This window comes from Microcoleus sp. N9_A1 (genome assembly GCF_036701795.1).
In the GTDB taxonomy this organism is placed as follows: Bacteria; Cyanobacteriota; Cyanobacteriia; order Cyanobacteriales; family Microcoleaceae; genus Microcoleus.
Genome location: NZ_JAUBRI010000048.1, coordinates 44,089 through 61,743, shown reverse-complemented (window position 1 = coordinate 61,743; position 17,655 = coordinate 44,089). Strand labels below are relative to the sequence as shown.

Sequence of the window (17,655 nt, the reverse complement as noted above, 5' to 3'; positions counted from 1 at the left end):
ATACCTCTCGAATGTCTATGATCGGGAACAGATTTAATTGCTTCAATTAAATTCATGGTTAATTCATTTCACCCTGGATAGTCTACCCGGACAGGGCAGACTTGATTACCTCTTCTATTCTACATTCCCCCCTGACAATTAATCCACCCTGCCTTTTTTAGGGGGGCTAGGGGGGATCGAGCTTAACTAAACCGTATTGATTCAAAGTCCTGTTGGTGCGATCGGCTCAATATTTGGGTCAAATCCCCCGACTTGATTTGTGCGAATTATCCACAAAAATGCTCCCTGTTTTAATAAAACTTTGGCGATTTCATCTTGGGTGCGTCTGGGCAACATTGTTCGGTAACTAATAGCAGCTTTTATCAAGTTCGCTATACCTGCAAAAAAGCTTTTTTTCAGTTCAGAATCAATCCCCGCCAATCTGGAATTTTTGCGCCAATCTGGACGAACAATACCGAGGGGAATTAATACTTTTTCTAAACTCTCTCCTAATGCTACTAGCTGGTGAAACCTTTGGGTTTGTGCGGCGGCGGGATTTGTTTTCAGCCAGTCTTGAATCTGAGGATTTGACTCGATTTCGGAAGTGATTTTTTTAATTGTCGCGTAAATTGCCTGACTTGAATCTTGGACGCAAGAAGTTGCTGGCGTGACTAAACTTGCGCCGGTGCCGTCTCCGCTGCGGTAGCGGGCCATCATGATATCTAGTTGCTGGTTTAATTCGGTTAAAGGCGACAAGGTGATGCCGCCAAAATCGTAGTCGCAACACACGCAGTCTAATTTACAGATGATATCGCAAACCGGGCGATCGCCCAACCAGCCGCGCTGCAAGTCTCCCATGTAGCTTTGCCATTTGCTGGAACCGGCGACAATTCCGTCGGGATTGTGGGCGTAAACTTGTTTGTATTCTATGTCAAAACGCAGTTCGCTGGTAAAGCGATCGCGCACTACTTTTGCTACTCCGAAAGCAAAATGTCCGGTGACAATTCCCAGCGGTGGCCGTTCGCCTTTTTTGCCACCTATACCCCCGAAACTGTGAATCACTATCCCGATATCTCCTTCTTGCCAAGGAGAGATGGAATCGTTTTCTGTAGCATCATTTGGGGTTAACAATACTCTTTTTGCTTGCCCTTTTTGGGCGGGTGTATTTTCCCAATTTTTGCTGTTTAAATAAGCGAGAGATTTTTTCAGTCCTAAATGTGTTTCATCTGGTGTTAATTGGGCAATTTTACGGGGTTCGATTGCCTCTACTACAAATATACTGTCTTCGTCTCTTTCGCCGTAAATATACCAGCCGTCTGGATTTAATGGCGATTGTTCGATCAGGTGATTGGTAGACCTCGCTACGCCATTTTTGTCTGGCTGTACTTGTGGAATCCGAATGATTTCGGCTGCGCCGTCAAATTGTTGAGATGTTTTGTTGAAATGCCGGACAATAAATTTGTCGCTGTCGGGTTCTTTTCGCTGTAAAATTGAGACTAAGGCGCAGAAACGTCCGATAATTTGTACTGGTTCGCGATCGATCGTGAGTTCCTGGCGATCGCTGCTGCTATAATGAATCGCAATCACGGGCCTGCGTAGCATCACAGTCACACTGTCTTCGAGTCTGCTGCCTGCTAGAGTTTCTAAAGGGCCGACATTTCGCCAGCCGTTCAATCTATCTGGATGGATGTTGCCAGATTTTTGACTTTTTTTTGTTTCTTGTGTGAAGTTTATATCTTGACTGACTGCGTGGACAAAAAACTGTACTTCGCGATTTGTACTCCACTTCAAAAATGCTGTTTTGCCAATGAAAGTTTTATATTTTTTGGGGGCATTTATTACTTCAAAAAACACTGAACCGTAGGGCTGGCGCTGTTCGTTTGAGGGCAAAATTAAGCGCCCGTGCCAAAGGGCTATCGGCTTGTATAGATAGGCAACCGCTGCTGAATTTTCGCAGATTATATCGGGTTCAAGCGCTTTTGAAATATCGCTTTTGCCTCCAAAAATAGTAGCAGTTAACTTGCCGTCACTTTCTACGAAGCGGGGTTCTAAAAAAACCTTTTCAGGTGGTGAAATATTAGCGGTTAAATGACCAGTGTTTCTTGTGAACAAGCGTCTCAAAAAAAGACTGTTGTTTTCCAATTTTGCCTGCAACCAATTGAGAAAAATGCGAATAAAAATAAACGCTGTTAAACCCAAAACAACAGCTAAAATAATCAGCCCCAGGGTCAAAATGAATTGGTTGAAAGACTGACCTGACACTAAAAAAATTGTTGGCCCGATCAAAGAAAATGCCGCCATAATATCTAAAAACGAGTTTTAGGTTCGATCCAGTCTGTGCTGGCTTGACTGCCGAAAACTAGGGGTTTGTCCTCGGTGACAGGTACCGTTTGCCCTGTCATATCCACTGCACACAGAGGCCAAGATCGATCGCCCAAATTGCCTGCGCGGAACAGAACTTTTCCGGGACAAACTTGACTCCAACCCAACAATACAGCATGAGTGTAAAGACTGCGAGCGGGAGCAACGGTATAAGTGTAATTATCATTTTTGTCCCAAATGACACCGTAGTCGGACATATCCGAAGAGTTGAAAAGTGCTTCAAATTCGCGGGCGAGAATGCGGGAACCGTCTTGATTCCAAGAAACAGGCACTAAAATGGCGATCGTCCCGGACATATCTGTATCATCGCTAGCATACATCCCGCTTTCCGCCAGTGGCGAAGCAGCCGCCACTGTTTGCAGTTCGCCGGTTTTGAGATTTTCGACAAACATGACGCTGCTAACCCGACACCGGGCAAATTCCGGCTGTACTTGCAACTCAATTCGACTGTAAGCTGCGTATTGGCCGTTAGTTGAAACTAGGGAAGGGCTGCGATAGTAGCGCAGCCCTGTGCCGACGCTGGAGCTCACTTTAGCATGAGTGGCACTAATCCATTCCCAAGGAACGGGATAAGGGCTATTTAAAGGGTCGGTCATCGGTTTTTTCCCCAAAAGTTCTACCACATTATCTAACAGATTCAGGCTTACACGCAGGGGACTAGAAACCCGGTTTCTTCCTCGATGCTTCGCCGCCCAACCCCAGATTTGTAGAAACCGGGTTTCTTTTTTAGATTTTAGATTAGAGGACAAATCTCAAATCTAAAATCTCAAATTTCAAATCGACAGACAAAGGTGGCAAGGTCTGCTAACTTAATTTAGTTGGTAACAGAACTTAACTCAAGTCCTATGAAAATCCAATAGGTAAGATAGTATCGAAATTAATCTGGTATGTGTACCGAGAGGGAGGAAAAATGCCGCCATCTTTTAACCAAAAACCTTCAATCCCCCCGACTCGCGTCTCCAAGTCGCGGGGAAAAGGTTTGCTTGTACTGTCGCTGATTTTTCGACTGCTGCTGCTGGGGGTGGGCAGCGGTTTTGCGTGGGTTTTGGGGATGGCGATCGCTCAATTTTATCCGTCAGGCGCGACGGAAATGCCGCTGGCAGAGAGATTGCTGCGTGTAACTCAAAATTTGACCTCCAGCCCGAAACGCGCCCCAGCAACGCCAATTCCGGCGCTCCCGCCACCAACGGCTACACCGACTCCCCAGTCAAAAGTCAGTCCTGCCCAGAGAGAGAAATTGCAGTCGGATTTGAGACAGTTGCAGGGCGAACTCAACGCGCTAATTGGTCGCACGGCGGCTTTGGAGAGTCAGTTGGGCAGCAGCCGCCCGACGGAAAGTTTGGAAAAGCGGTTGCAGTTGATGTCGCGGGAATTGGCGACGCCGGAAACGGTGGCAAGTCTTGCCCCTGCTTTACCGGCGATCGGCAGCAGCCCGAGTCTGAACCCTGAAACGGTAAATACTGCCCCACAGAATGCCAATAATCCGGTGTTTGGGGGGGATGGGCTGATGGTAACTCTGCCCAGCGATGTTTTGTTTGATACTGGCAGCATTTCTTTGCGCGCGGGAACAAGTGCGATTTTGGACAATTTGGTGGCGGAGTTGGGCAATCACGAGGGGGCAACTGTGCGGGTTGCGGGGCACACTGATGACGCGGGGGAAGCGGCGGATAATCGCAATGTGTCGTTTGCCCGGGCTCAGGCGGTGGTGCAGTATTTGTCTGGTGTACTCGGTCAGAAGTATCATTGGGTGGCGATCGGCTATGGGGAAAGTAGCCCTTCGGTGGATAATAGTTCTGATACTAATCGGCAGCGCAACCGCCGCATTGAAGTGGCAATTAGTCCTTAGTTTTTAGTCATCAGTCATTAGTTATTAGTCAGCGGACTTGTAGATATTGTTGCAGTGTCAATGGTAGCGATCGAATAATTGGAGTCATATCACATCCGGTTGAACCGGAATGATTTAACCGCAGAGGACACAGAGCACACAGAGGAAGAGAAGAGAGAGATGAATAATTCCGATGCCACCAACGGATTTGATATCAAACGGCTTCTGGGATGTTAAAATTGCTGTTGTGAATTTAATATTAAACCTGGTAACTACGGAATTATACCCAAGTACGAGCGGAAATGCGATCGGTCACGTAAGCGCTGAACTCCGAAAATTATTATTCCGATGCCAACAGAAACGATATAAATTTTATGTTTCAATTCCCTACTCCCCCTCTCCCTTACTCCCCTTCTCCTCTTCTCCCCTGCTGTCACGCCGAAGGTGTAAGAGGTGGCAAGTCAGAATTATTTTTAGCCTGATCTATTGCCTCTCTATGTTCGCTCCTAAGTTTGGGTTTTAAATACAAGTTTTCAATCAAAGCTGCCACTCCCGCAAACCAAGGTGGCACAATTACAGCTCCAATAATTCCTAATACTTGAACGCCTCCCAATACAGAAAGCAATTGATATAAAGGATGCACACCAACCGATGAACCAACCAGCAAAGGATCGAGGACGTAAGTTTCTAAATTCTGGATGATTACAAATAACAGTAATACCCACAAAAGTACCCAGCCACCTTTAGCTAATGCTACGATTAATGCTGGTACTGCACCCAAAACTGGGCCGATGAAGGGAATCAGGTTGGTAACGCCTGCGATCGCACCTAAGCCTAAAGCAAACTCCGGCATTCCCAAAACGCTCAAACCTGTGGTAATAAATATCCCTAAAATTCCCGAAACTAACACCCGTCCCCGAATATAACTCCCCATTCTTTGACCGATGGGAGTTGCTTGGGCGGCTAATCTTTCATCCCAAGGTTTCGGGAAAAACTGCACCAAACTTTTAATTAATGTGTTGCTATCGGCTACCATGTAACCGGAAATAAATAATGCTAAAACTAAACTGAAGACCCCGCCTAGAATGCCTCTCGTTAAACTGTACGATCGCAAAACCAGTTGTTGACTCGATCGAATCAGCCAATTAGTCAGCGATTGAGTGTCTACCAACTGACCTACCAAGGTTGGGGCATCGTCGGTTAGGCGACTCAATACATTAGTTGCCACTGTTCGCAAACTTTCGACATACAGTGGTAACTGCCGCAGCAGTAACTCTATTTGTTCGATGACCGTGGGCCCGATTAACACTACCGTCCCGCTAAATCCGCCGATGAGAGTTAAATAAACCATAATCACCGCCAGCCAGCGGGGAACCCGCATGGTTTCGGCCCAATTCACGATCGGGACGATGGAAGCGGCCAGCACGACTGATATCATCAGAATTACTAGCAGGCTGCGTAATTGCCACAGCAGCACTAGCAGCAAGGACGATGCTACAATGAGCAGCAAGTTTGGTATAGAAATGGTAATCCGCTGTTCTGACATGATTAAATAATAAAGGTTTGTAGTTGCGATCGCACGATCGAAGAATGACCAGTTTATTTATCCCGTAGTCTAAGAGGGCGGGTTTATCTATCTCTTGATTTACCCAAATATTTATGGTAAAACCCGCCCCTACTTATATTATAATAAAATTTAAGATTTGCACAAAAAATTGAACTATTCAAAATTTTCTATGGAACCGCAATATTCAACCCAAGATTTGTCCACCCTTTCGTCTATAAAGTCAGCAACGCTGTTTTACGAATGGCAAAATTATCGCTGTGCTTATGATGTTTATAACCCAACTACTGCGACAGAAGATAGCATCCCTTTGTTATTGATTCATCCGATTGGAGTTGGATTGTCAAGAATCTTTTGGCATAGATTTTGTGAGAGTTGGTACAAAGCAGGGAACACTAATCCGATTTACAATCCCGACCTTTTGGGCTGCGGAGATTGCGAAATGCCTGCTGTGGCTTGCTATCCAGACGATTGGGCGGCCCAGTTGCAGTTTTTCTTGGAGACTGTAGTGAAAAAACCTGCGATCGTCCTCGTGCAAGGTGCTTTACTGTCAGTAGGCTTGGCTTTAGCAAAAATGCAGCAGGAAAGCGGCTCAAATTTAATTCGTGGCTTAGTTCTCGCAGGGCCTCCAGCTTGGGCGGTGATGAACAAACATTCGACAGAGAGACAGCAAAGAATCGTTTGGAATTTGTTAGATTCTCCCTTGGGAAACGCTTTTTACCGCTACGCCAGACGCGCTGAGTTTTTGCGTTCTTTTTCCATCAAACAACTGTTTGGCGATGCGGCAAAAGTTGACAGCGAATGGTTGGATGCTTTGCAGGCTGGGGCGGCGAATCCTGACAGTCGGCACGCGGTTTTCTCGTTTTTAGCGGGGTTTTGGCGCCAGGATTATAGCAGTACGATTCAAAAGTTCGATCGCCCCGTACTCGTTGTCATGGGAGAAAAAGCCTCAAGCATCAGTCAATCGGGTAAAGAAGAAAAACCAGAGGAAAGATTAGCGCAATATTTGGCTAACTTTCCCAACGCAGAGGGTTTGTTAATGCCGGGGCGCAACGTTTTACCCTACGAATCAACCCCAGAATTTGTCGGCGCGGTTGCCGAATTTGCAAATAAGTTAAAAAACAACTAAAATCCGCACACATCCGCGTTAATCCGCGTGCATCTGCGGTTGCAAACTCTAAATTTTAACCGCGATGCCAAATAGTTGTACCATCCTTTTGGTCAATCAAAGTAATTCCCTTATCCTTAAGTTGATTGCGAATTCGATCGCCCTCAGCAAAATCCCTAGCTTTCCGGGCATCTTTCCGCTGCTGAATCATCACTTCAATCTCCACATCGCTCAAACCGCCAACCGCATCATTGCTGTCAGCTTCCGGCTGAACTTCCAACCCCAAAACCCCCGCCAAACTAACCAAAGTCAGCCAATGAAGCTGCAACAATTCCGCCGGAGTTTCAGTTTTGCCTTGATGTACCAAAATATTGCTTTCCTTACCCAATTCCTTAGCCAATTCAAACAAAACAGCCAAAGCAGCCGGAGTATTGAAATCATTGTCCATCGCTGCTTGGAATTCCTGCACAGCATCGGTATCTTGTCCGGTTTTCTCAACATCCCAATTCAGTTTATCGGCATATCGGAGTCCAAAAAGCAAGCCTTCGTTGATCGTATTCCAGCCATTTCGAGCGCTAGCGATCGCCTCTTCGGTAAAATCAATTTGACTGCGGTACTGCGCCATGAATACAAACAGCCTCACCGCCATCGGTTCCAGCGCTTTTGACTTCTGGCTTCCTTCCAAAGCTGTATCGCCCGACCAATTCCCATCCAACAAATCGCGAATTGTAATAAAATTGTGCAAAGATTTCGACATCTTTCTGCCATTGACAGTCACAAAAGCATTGTGCATCCAATAATTAGCAAGTGACTTGCCAGTCGCGGCTTCAGATTGAGCAATTTCGTTTTCGTGGTGCGGAAAAGTTAAATCGGAACCGCCGCAGTGAATGTCAATAGTTTCGCCCAAGCAATCGCGCACCATCGCCGAACATTCGATGTGCCATCCGGGGCGACCTTTTCCCCAAGATGAATCCCAAGCAGGTTCTCCCGGTTTAGCGCTTTTCCACAGGGCAAAATCAGACGAATCTTGCTTTTTCTGAGCTTCTATTTCTGTGGTTTCTAATCTACCGCTAGCCCCAGCCTGCATTTCTTCCAACTTGCGGCCCGAAAGTTTTCCGTAATCGGCAAACTGCCTAACGTTGTAGTAAACATCGCCGCCGGAGGCATAGGCATAACCTTTATTTTCTAATTCGTGAATCAGCCGTTTAATGCCGTCCATTGTATGCGTGGCGCGGGGATATTCATCGGCCCTGAGAATATTCAGCTTGTCCATATCTGCAAAATATTCCTCGATGAAGCGTTCCGCCACGGCTTCCATTGTGGAATTGGTTTCGCGGGCGCGGTTGAGAATTTTGTCGTCAATATCTGTAAAATTCTGCACGTAGCGCACATCGTATCCCCGCCACATCAGATAACGCCGCACCATGTCCCAAACAATGTAAGCGCGGGCGTGGCCGACATGGCAGTAATCGTATACCGTAACGCCACAGCAATACATCCGCACTTTTGGGGGTTCGAGGGGTTCAAAAGGTGATTCGCGACGGGTTAAGCTGTTGTAAAGCGTTAGGGGCATGGGATTTGAGATTTGGGATTGACGTACTGCTCTAATTTATTATATTGCTGTTGGTGAATCTTTCGGTGTCACTACCAAACATCTGTTAAATCTAAGACAAATCCTGGTAACACATCTTCCCCTGACAAAGTGCTGGGATTATCTAATATTTCCACATCCTGATTTTGTCTGTATATTTCGACTTTCTTATTTTTGCGATCGATTAACCATCCCAAACTTGCTCCATTTGCCATGTATTCCTGCATTTTTTCCCGCAATGGTTCCAGGTTGTCAGACTTAGAGCGCAATTCTACTACAAAGTCTGGACAAAGGGGAGCGAAGCCTTCTTGTTGTTTGGGTGTGAGAGTTTGCCACCGTTCTAATTTAACCCAGGAAGCATCAGGGGAGCGATCGGCCCCATTGGGCAGTTGAAAACCAGTAGAAGAATCAAATACTACTCCTAGCTTGGTTTGGCGATTCCACTGCCAGAGTTGTCCTGACACATCTTGGTTGCGTTTGCCTGTATCGCTTCCTGTGGGGGGCATAACAATTAATTCTCCTGTAGCTGTTCTCTCTAGTCTTAACTCACGGTTGACGGCAGCAATTTGCTGGAACTGTTCGTGAGTTACTTTGAAGGTTTGGGGAATGGTAATGGTAGTTTTGAGCATATTGTGCGGCCTCGCGATCGGCTATCACCTATTCTATTGTGTCACAAAAGCTTGCAAGGTTATATCGGCTTTTTAAAATAACCTTGTACTAATTATACAAAGCTTTGCTATTCCTTCATGATAAAATTATGAAATATTGCGTAGCTGAAATATGTACGAGAAAAGATCGTAAATAACATACCTCAACTACTTCCAGGAGAAGGCGCTGTCGGACGCTACGATCGGTTGCTGCAAACTGGACGTAGAGGCGATAATCTAACACCGCACCACATTCCTTCTAATGCGTTTATGGCTGCAAAAGTTCCTGGCTACACCAAAGGCATGGGTATTGCTATGATGATGGAACACCCTTTGCCTGGTCAGGGAGGTCGTCATCGCCAAACTATCTCCTCTGGACAATCCCCCAATCTCAGTGTTTCCCCAAGAAATGTACTGGCTAGAGAGATTAGGGATGCACGATCGATTTATCGCCGTCAGGGACTTTATAGCCCAGAGATTAGACGCAGCTTACAGGAAGTTATCCGGTTAAATAAGTTAGCTTGGTCGAGAATTTTTGACAAGGAAGGTAATAGCTGATGAAAAAAAATATCTGGATTAGCATTTTAGAAACAAATAAATTGATGCGATCGCCTGATGAAGTTATAGCTTTTGAAAATGCTTTAGCCTCACTTGCCGATCGTCCTCAAGATGAAGATTTGCCAGATTTACATCTGATTTTAGACGATCGCTGCGAACAACCAGAAGTCATGTTTGGTTTGATTCATTTTCTAGAATCTTTTGATGTGTCAGCACAGATTCAAGCGTTTGTTACAGTTGTACCGCAATTAATGCTCGTTGCTTCGGAATGGACGAGAATCCTCCACGGCCGCATTTTAAATGATGATGATGCTTGTGGTTTGTATCGAGATATTTTGCATTCATTGAACTCCCAAGAACCTAATTTTGTTCGTCAATTGCTGGAAGAAAGTGCTAGTTATCATTTAAACAAGCGGGAGCCAAAATTAGAGTTAGCTAGGTAAGGACGTTTTTAGGCAACAGCAAAATCTGTCAAAGGGTGATCGCGCACGCTTAACAGTTATTTACAGTTTGTAGGGGGAGTTGACAGTGAAATATAAAGAAAACAATAGTTTCAAAACAGGAGTCAAATGGCTACTGTGGTCGAGTTTTCTCACTCTAGGCATCGGCGGCGGCTTATTTGCCTATGGGTTATATCAAAATCGACCTCCCGAACCCATAGGAGTGCGCTTGATACCCGTCAAACTTGGCGATATTGAAGATACGCTTAATGAAAGCGGCACTATTGAATTGGCTGGTCAACAAACTCTTAAATCTCCCGTTGATGCTACTGTTGATGAAGTGTTAGTAAAAATCGGGCAAAATATCACATCGGGTCAGAACTTAATCACTCTTCGTAATCCCGAAAAACAAACAATTCTTAGCAAGCAAGAGTTGGAGATTCAAAAAGAAAAACTCACTCTAGAAAGCTTACGCCAAAAACTTGTCGCAGCCCAGGAAACGCTCAGTATCGCCCAAGGGAGACTTCAAAATTATAAATCCGGGCCAAATAACGAATTATTAGAAATTAAAAAACAGGAAATTGCCTTAGCAAATAATCGCAAAAAAGTTGTTGACGCTGAGGTGGTTTTGGCTGCTGCTGAGCGGAAACTTACCGAGCAAAAAGCATTATTTGAAAGAGGTTATATTTCGGCAGATGACGTGCGCTCCCAAGAAGACGAAGTTCGCAAAGCTAAAGTCAGTTTACGAGAGGCACAGTCTCGAATCAACACCGATTTGCTCGACCTCAAAAGTCGGCAAATTCAGCGACAAGATAAAGAGCAAGGACTTCAGGAACAAGTGATCGCTGCTCAGTCAGGAGTGCGACAAGCTCAGTTAGAGGTTGCTAGAAGTAGCCCCGCTCTCCAAAGCTCTCTGCTTGAGTACCGAAAAAAAGAACAGGAACTAAAAAACAATATGGTGACTGCATCTATTGATGGCAAGGTACTTAATATTCAAGTTAAAAATGGCGACGGAGTGCCGCAGGGAACAGAGCTTTTGACATTAGGCGACCCTTCACAAGAACTGGTAAAACTACAGCTTTCTACGCTCAATGCTGCTAAAGTTAGACCCAAGCAGTTCGTCCGTATCAGCATTATTGGCCCCAATTCTAAGCAGTTTTCAGGAAGAGTAGAAAGCTTGTATATTCTTGCTAAAAGTGGTGATAGTAAAGGAAATGACGGCTCTAATCAAGGCAGTCAACCAACGGTTCCTGCAACAGTAAGACTCGATGCTCCAACCCGGACTTTGATTCCAGGGAGTCAAGTGAATGTGGAGATAATTTTGCAGCAGCGCCAGAAGGTAGTAGTTTTGAATACGGAGGCAATTGTGCGATCGGAGTCTAAGCCTTTTGTGTGGATTCGTGACAGTCAAGGTAAAGCTCAGAAACGGTCAGTTACACTAGGTTTAGAAGGGTTAACTCAGGTAGAAGTAACTTCGGGTTTGCTGCCAGGTGACAGTGTTGTGATACCCCCTCCTGAACCTTCCTTAAAGCCAGGAACTCCTATTCAGGAAGAAAAAACAACTAAAAAGAAAGAAAAAACAGAGGGTGATGATCTGGAATAAAAATTAAAGAGTAGGATCAAATTAGCTAATTTTATTAATGTACGAAATGTTGATTTTTGATTTTTAATTACTTATGAGCCTTTCTCCTTTAGACCTCCTCCGCCTTACTTGCATTTCCCTAAGTGGCAATCTTTTGCGATCTGTCCTAACTACCGTTGGAGTTTTTATGGGTGTAGCTGCGGTCAGCGCAACGCTGCAAGTTGGCAACATTAGCCGCGCCGTGATTGCCAAGCAATTAGCTGAGAGAGAAGCCCCTCAAGTGCGAATCTTTATGTGGGGTGACACAAGCTTGAAATTAGAAGATATGGAATTTTTGCGGCAAAGGCTGAAAGGAATTCGGGCGATTAGCGCCGAAAATTGGTTTGGATTTAATGACAATAAAGTTATATTTCAGGCGCAAACAGCGGAACCTAATATGGTCGCGGTTTCTCAAGATAATTTATTGACATCGGGGCGGCGATTAATGACGGGGCGTTTTTTTTCCCGTAGTGATTTTGCTGACTATCGACCCGTAGTAGTAATCGATGAATGGCTGGGATCGCTACTTTTTACAGGTGACATGGAACCTGTAGGTCAGCGCATTTATGTTGACCGCAGACCTTATATTGTGATCGGCGTGATGGAGAGTAAGCAAGATTCTTCGGAAAAACCAACAGGTGAAATGTTGGTGTCGATGTCGGTTTACAAGGCTATAACAGGGAGCCAGAGAATTAACTCAATTTCGGTGCGCCCTTACAATCTCAAAGATATTAAAGGGATGGAAAAGCAGGCCAAAAAGGTTTTGAAGCAGCGCTTTCCCCAGGCAGAGGTTTATGTTAGCAACAATGTTAAGAAAATTTTGGAGCAGCAGGAAACTCTGGAGCTCTCTTCGCGGGGACTATTGGCGGTGGGGGTAATTTCGCTGCTGGTGGGAGGTATTGGTATTGCTAATATTACGATCGCGGCGGTGATGGAACGTACCCCCGAAATTGGTTTGAGACGTGCGATCGGGGCTACTCAGAGAGATATAATGTTGCAGTTTATTCTAGAAGCAGTAATTCTGAGTTTAGCGGGGGGAATTGCTGCTATTGTGACGGTACACGGGTTAACGGTGGTGGTAGCGGATGTTTTTAAGTTGCCTTATAAATTTGACAGCAACACAGCAGCTTTGGCTCTAGGAGCGGCATTAGCGGTGGGTGTAGGAGCTGGATTTTTCCCGGCTCTGCGAGCTAGTCAACTCGATCCTGTTAAGGCGCTGCGTCAAGGGTAGTCATCCCGTAGGAAATCGCCATAGAATTACTTGCAGAAATCACTGGAGTTAGCATGACTGAGCAACCGCACGAAGATTATCTCCCAAATAGCGATTCCCCTGCTCGCTACGAGATTCCTTGGATATTTCGTTTTAGCCTAGTTATGGTTGCAAGCTGTGGGCTATTGGCGATATTTGCTGTAGCTTTTAAGTCTAGTTCAACAGTCAAAACTGATGTTAGCTCTAAATCGGCGATCGCGCGCAAAATTTTGCCAGTTCCCACTGAAAAATATCTCCCACACATCCAAAATCTACCGCAAAATCAGGCGCTCATTAAACCCCCAAATCAGAGAGAAACGCTAACTACAAACCAGAGAATAGTTATTCCTCAATTCCCCGACGAAAATCCAACAAGTAAAATCAAACACTCACCCATTCCCCATTCCCAATCCCCAATTCCCAATTCCCAAGTATTAACAACTTCTACTCAAAAAAAAACTGGTCAACCAGAATCAATAGTAATTTCTGAAGCTCCACCAAATCCAGAAATAACAGCAGAACCAATACCTGAAAATACCCAAAATCCAACTATTCAACAGCAATCTATAGCGGATGAATTAGGGGTTGAACTGACACTACCAGAAGTTGTGTTTTTAGGCTTAGAAAACAACAGAGATATCAAAAATAAATACCTAGAACGCATCGCCCAAAAACAAGATTTAGCCGTAGCAGAAGGCTTATTTGTCCCTAGTTTTACACCGAAACTGTCCGTGTCATCAATTCGTTGGAGGAATGGGGGAAGAGTCGCCACTACTGGCGAAGTCGATTTATCTGCCCAGGTGAGTGTCAAAATTCCCACAGGAGGAAATATAAGTTTTGTTTGGAGTAGTAAACAAGGACAAGATGCGAATGGTTTTGGCATTAATAGTGAAGGTTCTTTAAGTCAAAATCTAACGTTAAATTTTACCCAACCTCTGTTAAGGGGAGCTGGAGTTGCTGTCAATCGAGCACCAATTGAGATTGCTCGCCTGAGTGAAAAAAGAAATATTCTTAGTTTGAAATCGAGGCTAATTGAGACAATTACTGAAGTGATTTTAACCTATAGAGAGTTGATTAAGGCTCAGGAACAAGTTAAAATTTCACAAAGTTCTCTGGAAATTGCCCGTCAAGAATTGCAGACTAATCAGGTTTTGATTGAGGCAGGAAGGCTAGCAAAAGTTGATATTTTTACAATTGAAAAAGCTGTGGCAGATCGGGAAGTGACAGTATTAGCTAGTGAGGAGCAACTGAAGAAGGCAAGATTAGCACTGCTGCAAGTTATAGACCTCGATCGCAATCTTAATATAATAGCAAGAGAAGATGCGGCTGTACAGACTAACCCTCTGGATTTCGATAATATTTTACCATTAGCTCTGTCAAATAGTCCTGATTATTTACAAGTACAGCTCGACCGGGAAATCGCTAAATATAACTTGTTCGTAGCGGACAATAATCGAAAATGGAAATTGGATGTAAATGCAAGTATTAATAATAATAATAATAATGCTACTAATCTTTCAGACAGCAGCTCGGATTTGAGAGCGGGACTGGTTTTGACTCGCGAATTTGGAAATAGAGGAATTGAGCGAGATTTTCAGAATAGTCGTGTTAAGCTATTACAAGCTGAGAATATGTTAAAGGAGTCCAATCAAAAGCTAGAATTTGAGGTCAGAAATGCAATGAGAGATATAAATTTGAATCTTAAGCAAGTAGAACTAGCTCAAAGGTCAAGGGAGTTAGCGCAAAAGCAATTAGAAATAGAGCAAGACAAGAGAAGATTGGGAGTGGGAACTTCTCGGAGTATCGATATTGTGACTTTTCAGAAGGATTTAATAGAGGCTAGAAATGCAGAAGTTAATGCGAGGATTGCCTATTTTAATGCTTTGACAAATCTTGATAAAATAATAGGTACTACTTTGGAGACTTGGCAGGTGAGGATTGAAAATGAACAATGATGTTAGTTAGTTGTTATCGGATTGAATGAGACTTGTCAGTAATTCCCACCAGCCTCCATCGGATCGGGATCCGTAGAATCAGCCGTCAAGCAGATAGGTAAAAAGCTAAACATTTCATTCTTCACAGTAGAAATCTGAAAGTGTTTCTCAAATGTTACAACTGCGTTGTGCCTACTTGAATGGTTAATTTGCAGTCTAATATTTTTGCAAAATCGGGATGCTCCCGCGAAGCCTTCTTGTTAGAAGGATTATATAGAAAGTCTTCCACTTTGTCATATTCGCAAAGACATATCCATTCTAAACGATCGCCCCCACCCTCCAAACCCATCAAAAGCCCCCTATGCCAATATGTCATCAAATCCTGACATTGGCTTCAACACCGATCCCCTAAACCTCACCAATGTCAAGATTCCCTGACATATTGATCCCCAAAATCACGAAAATGCGTATAAGTACCCAGGATTGAGGGCAAAGACCCCTTGACCCGATCGCAACTTGTCTGCAACATTAAGTCATGACAAAGCGATCCCAAAGAAATGCTTCGATTAAGCAGCTCTGGGAATCGAATAGCGCGTGTGCTGCCAGCACAGCGTTGCTAGCAGCACCGGTCGCACTCACAAAATCGATCTTGTCAATCAAGAATCGACAGATAAAGCTTTATTTAGATCGGACGGTGCGCGCAGAAGCCAATAAGTCCAAACCCCCGATCGCATCGGGAAAAAGACAAGCTAAAAACAAGCAAGGCTTCAAAGGTTGGAGAGATTTGGAAGCTCGATAATATGTGAATTTAAAAGAGTTTCTAACTCAAAAAGTCAACACATTTGTGTTGAAAGGAAAAATCTAACCCGCCATCCTAAATTAGTGGAGAACCAACTCATGGCAAAAGAACGCCCACCATTAGAAGAGATGACTTTGCGACAACTCCGCAGAGTTGCTAGCGAATGTGGAGTCTCTCGCTACAGCCGGATGCGGAAATCGCAACTTCTGGCATCAATTCAAGAAATTCAGCGCACCAAATTTTCCTACAGCCCATCTCGCAAACTAGAGGCACAAGAAGCAGTGGAAGCAGCAAAGTTTGAACTCGGCCAAGAAGATAGAACAGGCGGTTCTTTGTCGTCTGTAGATGAAGGTTTAGCAGATTTGCCCAACGGGTACGGCGAAAGTCGGGTGGTTTTAATGCCCCGCGATCCAGAATGGGCTTACACCTACTGGGACATTCCCAACGATCGCAAACAAGAATTGCGCCGCCAAGGCGGACAGCAACTCGCCCTGCGGATCTACGACGTGACAGATGTTAACCTCGAAATCCAAAGCCCGCACAGCATTCAAGAATATCCCTGCGACGAACTGGCGCGGGAATGGTACGTACCTATCCCCGTGAGCGATCGGGATTATGCGATCGACATCGGCTACCGCTGTGCAGATGGCCGCTGGCTGGTATTAGCTCGATCGGCAGAAGTCCGCGTTCCTCCCGTCTATCCCAGCGACTGGATTGAAGACCAATTCATCACCCTCGATTGGGAAGAAGACTTGTCCGGCAAAACCTTCGCCGAACTGGTTCCTCCGGCCAAGAAAATGGCACAAGCACAAGCAGTCAATGGCTTCGGTTTCAGCACCGAAAACGCTATCTACGAACAAATCTTCGGCATGGCAGAATCTGCCGAAGGCCTGCGCGTAGCCGGTTCTATCTTCGGTTCCATGCAGCACGTCGCCGGTTCCGTCCAGCAAGTCGGCATCCACGAACAAGCTCTCAGTTCCTACGTGTTCCCCTCCGGCGTCGGAATGTGGGCGGCTCCCACCATGTCCGGCCTCACCACGTCGGGTGTCGGTATGTCTGGCCTCACCATGTCGGGTGTCGGTATGTCCGGCCTCACGATGTCCGGTTTCGGTATGTCGGGTGTCGGTATGTCGGGAGTTGGCTTCGCCGCCCCGATGCGCCCCCGCCAGTTCTGGTTAGTTGCTGATGCCGAACTGATCGTCTACGGCGCCACCGAACCCGACGCTACCGTCTACGTAGGCGGACAGCCGATTAAACTCAATGCTGACGGCACTTTCCGCTTCCAGATGTCCTTCCAAGATGGCTTAATCGACTATCCGATTTTTGCAGTAGCAGCAGACGGCGAACAAAACCGCGCCATCCACATGAAATTCGAGCGCGAAACCCCAGAACGGCGCACCAATACCCAGCAAGATGCTGTTGTGGAATGGTTGGGCTAATCGCAAAGGTCGAAAGGTCGATCGAGCGGCGGGCGCTCATGCAGGTTTGTGCCAATTTTTGAACCATCACAAGCCATAGCCTCAGCCGATCGCGATTTGTTAAGGTTAATCCCAGACAACAACCCATAACACCCCCTATACACCGTTCTCCTATTTTGAGGAGCGGTGTTTTTTGTATTTAGAAGGAAGATTTGACAGTTGACAGTTGACAGTTGACAGTTGACAGTTGACAGAGGGAATAAGGAATAAGAATTATTTCTTTGTAGGGTGCGTGAGAGCGAGAAATCTTTACATTTACACTCTGAGACTATGACTCACGCATCGGCCTAACGATTAAATCATAGCAATGCCAGCCGCAACGATATTAGACAATGCTCTCAATATCTATCTGTAGATAGATGTTGATTTAACTCGCCATCTAATCAGTTAAATCAAAATTTGCACTTTCCACTCAAGCATTATTAAGTAAGCTAAAGTTTACTTAAATTTTTATTACATAAACTCGCTAAATCCCTTGAA

General features: G+C 45.2%; 15 protein-coding genes. 9 read left to right on the top strand and 6 right to left on the bottom strand.

Annotation, left to right across the window (positions count from 1 at the left end; translation table 11 throughout):
* Positions 1 to 201 precede the first annotated feature (201 nt).
* Complete coding sequence (locus QUA58_RS20935; protein ID WP_333395721.1) at positions 202 to 2,280, bottom strand: abortive infection protein; 2,079 nt, start codon at positions 2,278 to 2,280, stop codon at positions 202 to 204.
* Positions 2,281 to 2,285: 5 nt separating this feature from the next.
* The gene (locus tag QUA58_RS20930; RefSeq protein WP_333248117.1) at positions 2,286 to 2,957 is read right to left on the bottom strand and encodes a hypothetical protein; all 672 of its coding nucleotides are present in this window, start codon (positions 2,955 to 2,957) and stop codon (positions 2,286 to 2,288) included.
* A 314-nt stretch (positions 2,958 to 3,271) separates the two neighbouring features.
* Here QUA58_RS20930 and QUA58_RS20925 point away from each other — a divergent pair, with 314 nt between their 5' ends.
* Positions 3,272 to 4,207 (top strand): OmpA family protein, encoded by a 936-nt coding sequence (locus QUA58_RS20925; RefSeq protein ID WP_333248115.1) that lies wholly within the window; start codon positions 3,272 to 3,274, stop codon positions 4,205 to 4,207.
* A gap of 412 nt (positions 4,208 to 4,619) precedes the next feature.
* On the opposite strand, the gene QUA58_RS20920 is transcribed toward QUA58_RS20925, so the two are convergent.
* Complete coding sequence (locus QUA58_RS20920) at positions 4,620 to 5,732, bottom strand: AI-2E family transporter (protein WP_333248113.1); 1,113 nt, start codon at positions 5,730 to 5,732, stop codon at positions 4,620 to 4,622.
* 190 nt (positions 5,733 to 5,922) lie between these two features.
* Between QUA58_RS20920 and QUA58_RS20915 the strand changes: the two genes are divergently transcribed.
* Positions 5,923 to 6,879, top strand: coding sequence for an alpha/beta fold hydrolase (locus QUA58_RS20915; protein WP_333395719.1), 957 nt, complete (start codon positions 5,923 to 5,925; stop codon positions 6,877 to 6,879).
* Positions 6,880 to 6,934: 55 nt separating this feature from the next.
* On the opposite strand, the gene cysS is transcribed toward QUA58_RS20915, so the two are convergent.
* On the bottom strand, positions 6,935 to 8,431 hold the full coding sequence (gene cysS / locus QUA58_RS20910) for a cysteine--tRNA ligase (RefSeq protein WP_333395717.1): 1,497 nt from the start codon (positions 8,429 to 8,431) through the stop codon (positions 6,935 to 6,937).
* A gap of 71 nt (positions 8,432 to 8,502) precedes the next feature.
* Complete coding sequence (locus QUA58_RS20905; RefSeq protein WP_333395714.1) at positions 8,503 to 9,078, bottom strand: Uma2 family endonuclease; 576 nt, start codon at positions 9,076 to 9,078, stop codon at positions 8,503 to 8,505.
* 225 nt (positions 9,079 to 9,303) lie between these two features.
* Here QUA58_RS20905 and QUA58_RS20900 point away from each other — a divergent pair, with 225 nt between their 5' ends.
* The 5 genes from QUA58_RS20900 (at position 9,304) to QUA58_RS20880 (ending at position 14,919) form a co-directional block, all read left to right on the top strand.
* Complete coding sequence (locus QUA58_RS20900) at positions 9,304 to 9,654, top strand: hypothetical protein (RefSeq protein WP_333395713.1); 351 nt, start codon at positions 9,304 to 9,306, stop codon at positions 9,652 to 9,654.
* Complete coding sequence (locus QUA58_RS20895) at positions 9,654 to 10,097, top strand: Imm30 family immunity protein (RefSeq protein WP_333395712.1); 444 nt, start codon at positions 9,654 to 9,656, stop codon at positions 10,095 to 10,097. Before QUA58_RS20900 ends, QUA58_RS20895 begins: the two co-directional genes overlap by 1 nt.
* An 85-nt stretch (positions 10,098 to 10,182) precedes the next feature.
* Positions 10,183 to 11,697 (top strand): efflux RND transporter periplasmic adaptor subunit, encoded by a 1,515-nt coding sequence (locus QUA58_RS20890; RefSeq protein WP_333248101.1) that lies wholly within the window; start codon positions 10,183 to 10,185, stop codon positions 11,695 to 11,697.
* A 73-nt stretch (positions 11,698 to 11,770) separates the two neighbouring features.
* Positions 11,771 to 12,946 (top strand): ABC transporter permease, encoded by a 1,176-nt coding sequence (locus QUA58_RS20885; RefSeq protein WP_333248099.1) that lies wholly within the window; start codon positions 11,771 to 11,773, stop codon positions 12,944 to 12,946.
* A 53-nt stretch (positions 12,947 to 12,999) separates the two neighbouring features.
* On the top strand, positions 13,000 to 14,919 hold the full coding sequence (locus tag QUA58_RS20880; RefSeq protein ID WP_333395711.1) for a TolC family protein: 1,920 nt from the start codon (positions 13,000 to 13,002) through the stop codon (positions 14,917 to 14,919).
* A gap of 154 nt (positions 14,920 to 15,073) precedes the next feature.
* On the opposite strand, the gene QUA58_RS20875 is transcribed toward QUA58_RS20880, so the two are convergent.
* Positions 15,074 to 15,274 carry a hypothetical protein gene (locus QUA58_RS20875; protein ID WP_333248096.1) on the bottom strand — a complete coding sequence of 67 codons (201 nt, stop codon included), beginning with the start codon at positions 15,272 to 15,274 and terminating at the stop codon, positions 15,074 to 15,076.
* Positions 15,275 to 15,433: 159 nt separating this feature from the next.
* Here QUA58_RS20875 and QUA58_RS20870 point away from each other — a divergent pair, with 159 nt between their 5' ends.
* Together QUA58_RS20870 and QUA58_RS20865 are read left to right on the top strand one after the other, a co-directional pair.
* A complete protein-coding gene (locus QUA58_RS20870) occupies positions 15,434 to 15,697 on the top strand; it encodes a hypothetical protein (RefSeq protein ID WP_333248094.1) in 264 nt (87 codons plus the stop codon).
* A gap of 98 nt (positions 15,698 to 15,795) precedes the next feature.
* On the top strand, positions 15,796 to 17,136 hold the full coding sequence (locus QUA58_RS20865) for a DUF4912 domain-containing protein (protein WP_333395708.1): 1,341 nt from the start codon (positions 15,796 to 15,798) through the stop codon (positions 17,134 to 17,136).
* The last annotated feature ends 519 nt before the right edge of the window (positions 17,137 to 17,655 follow it).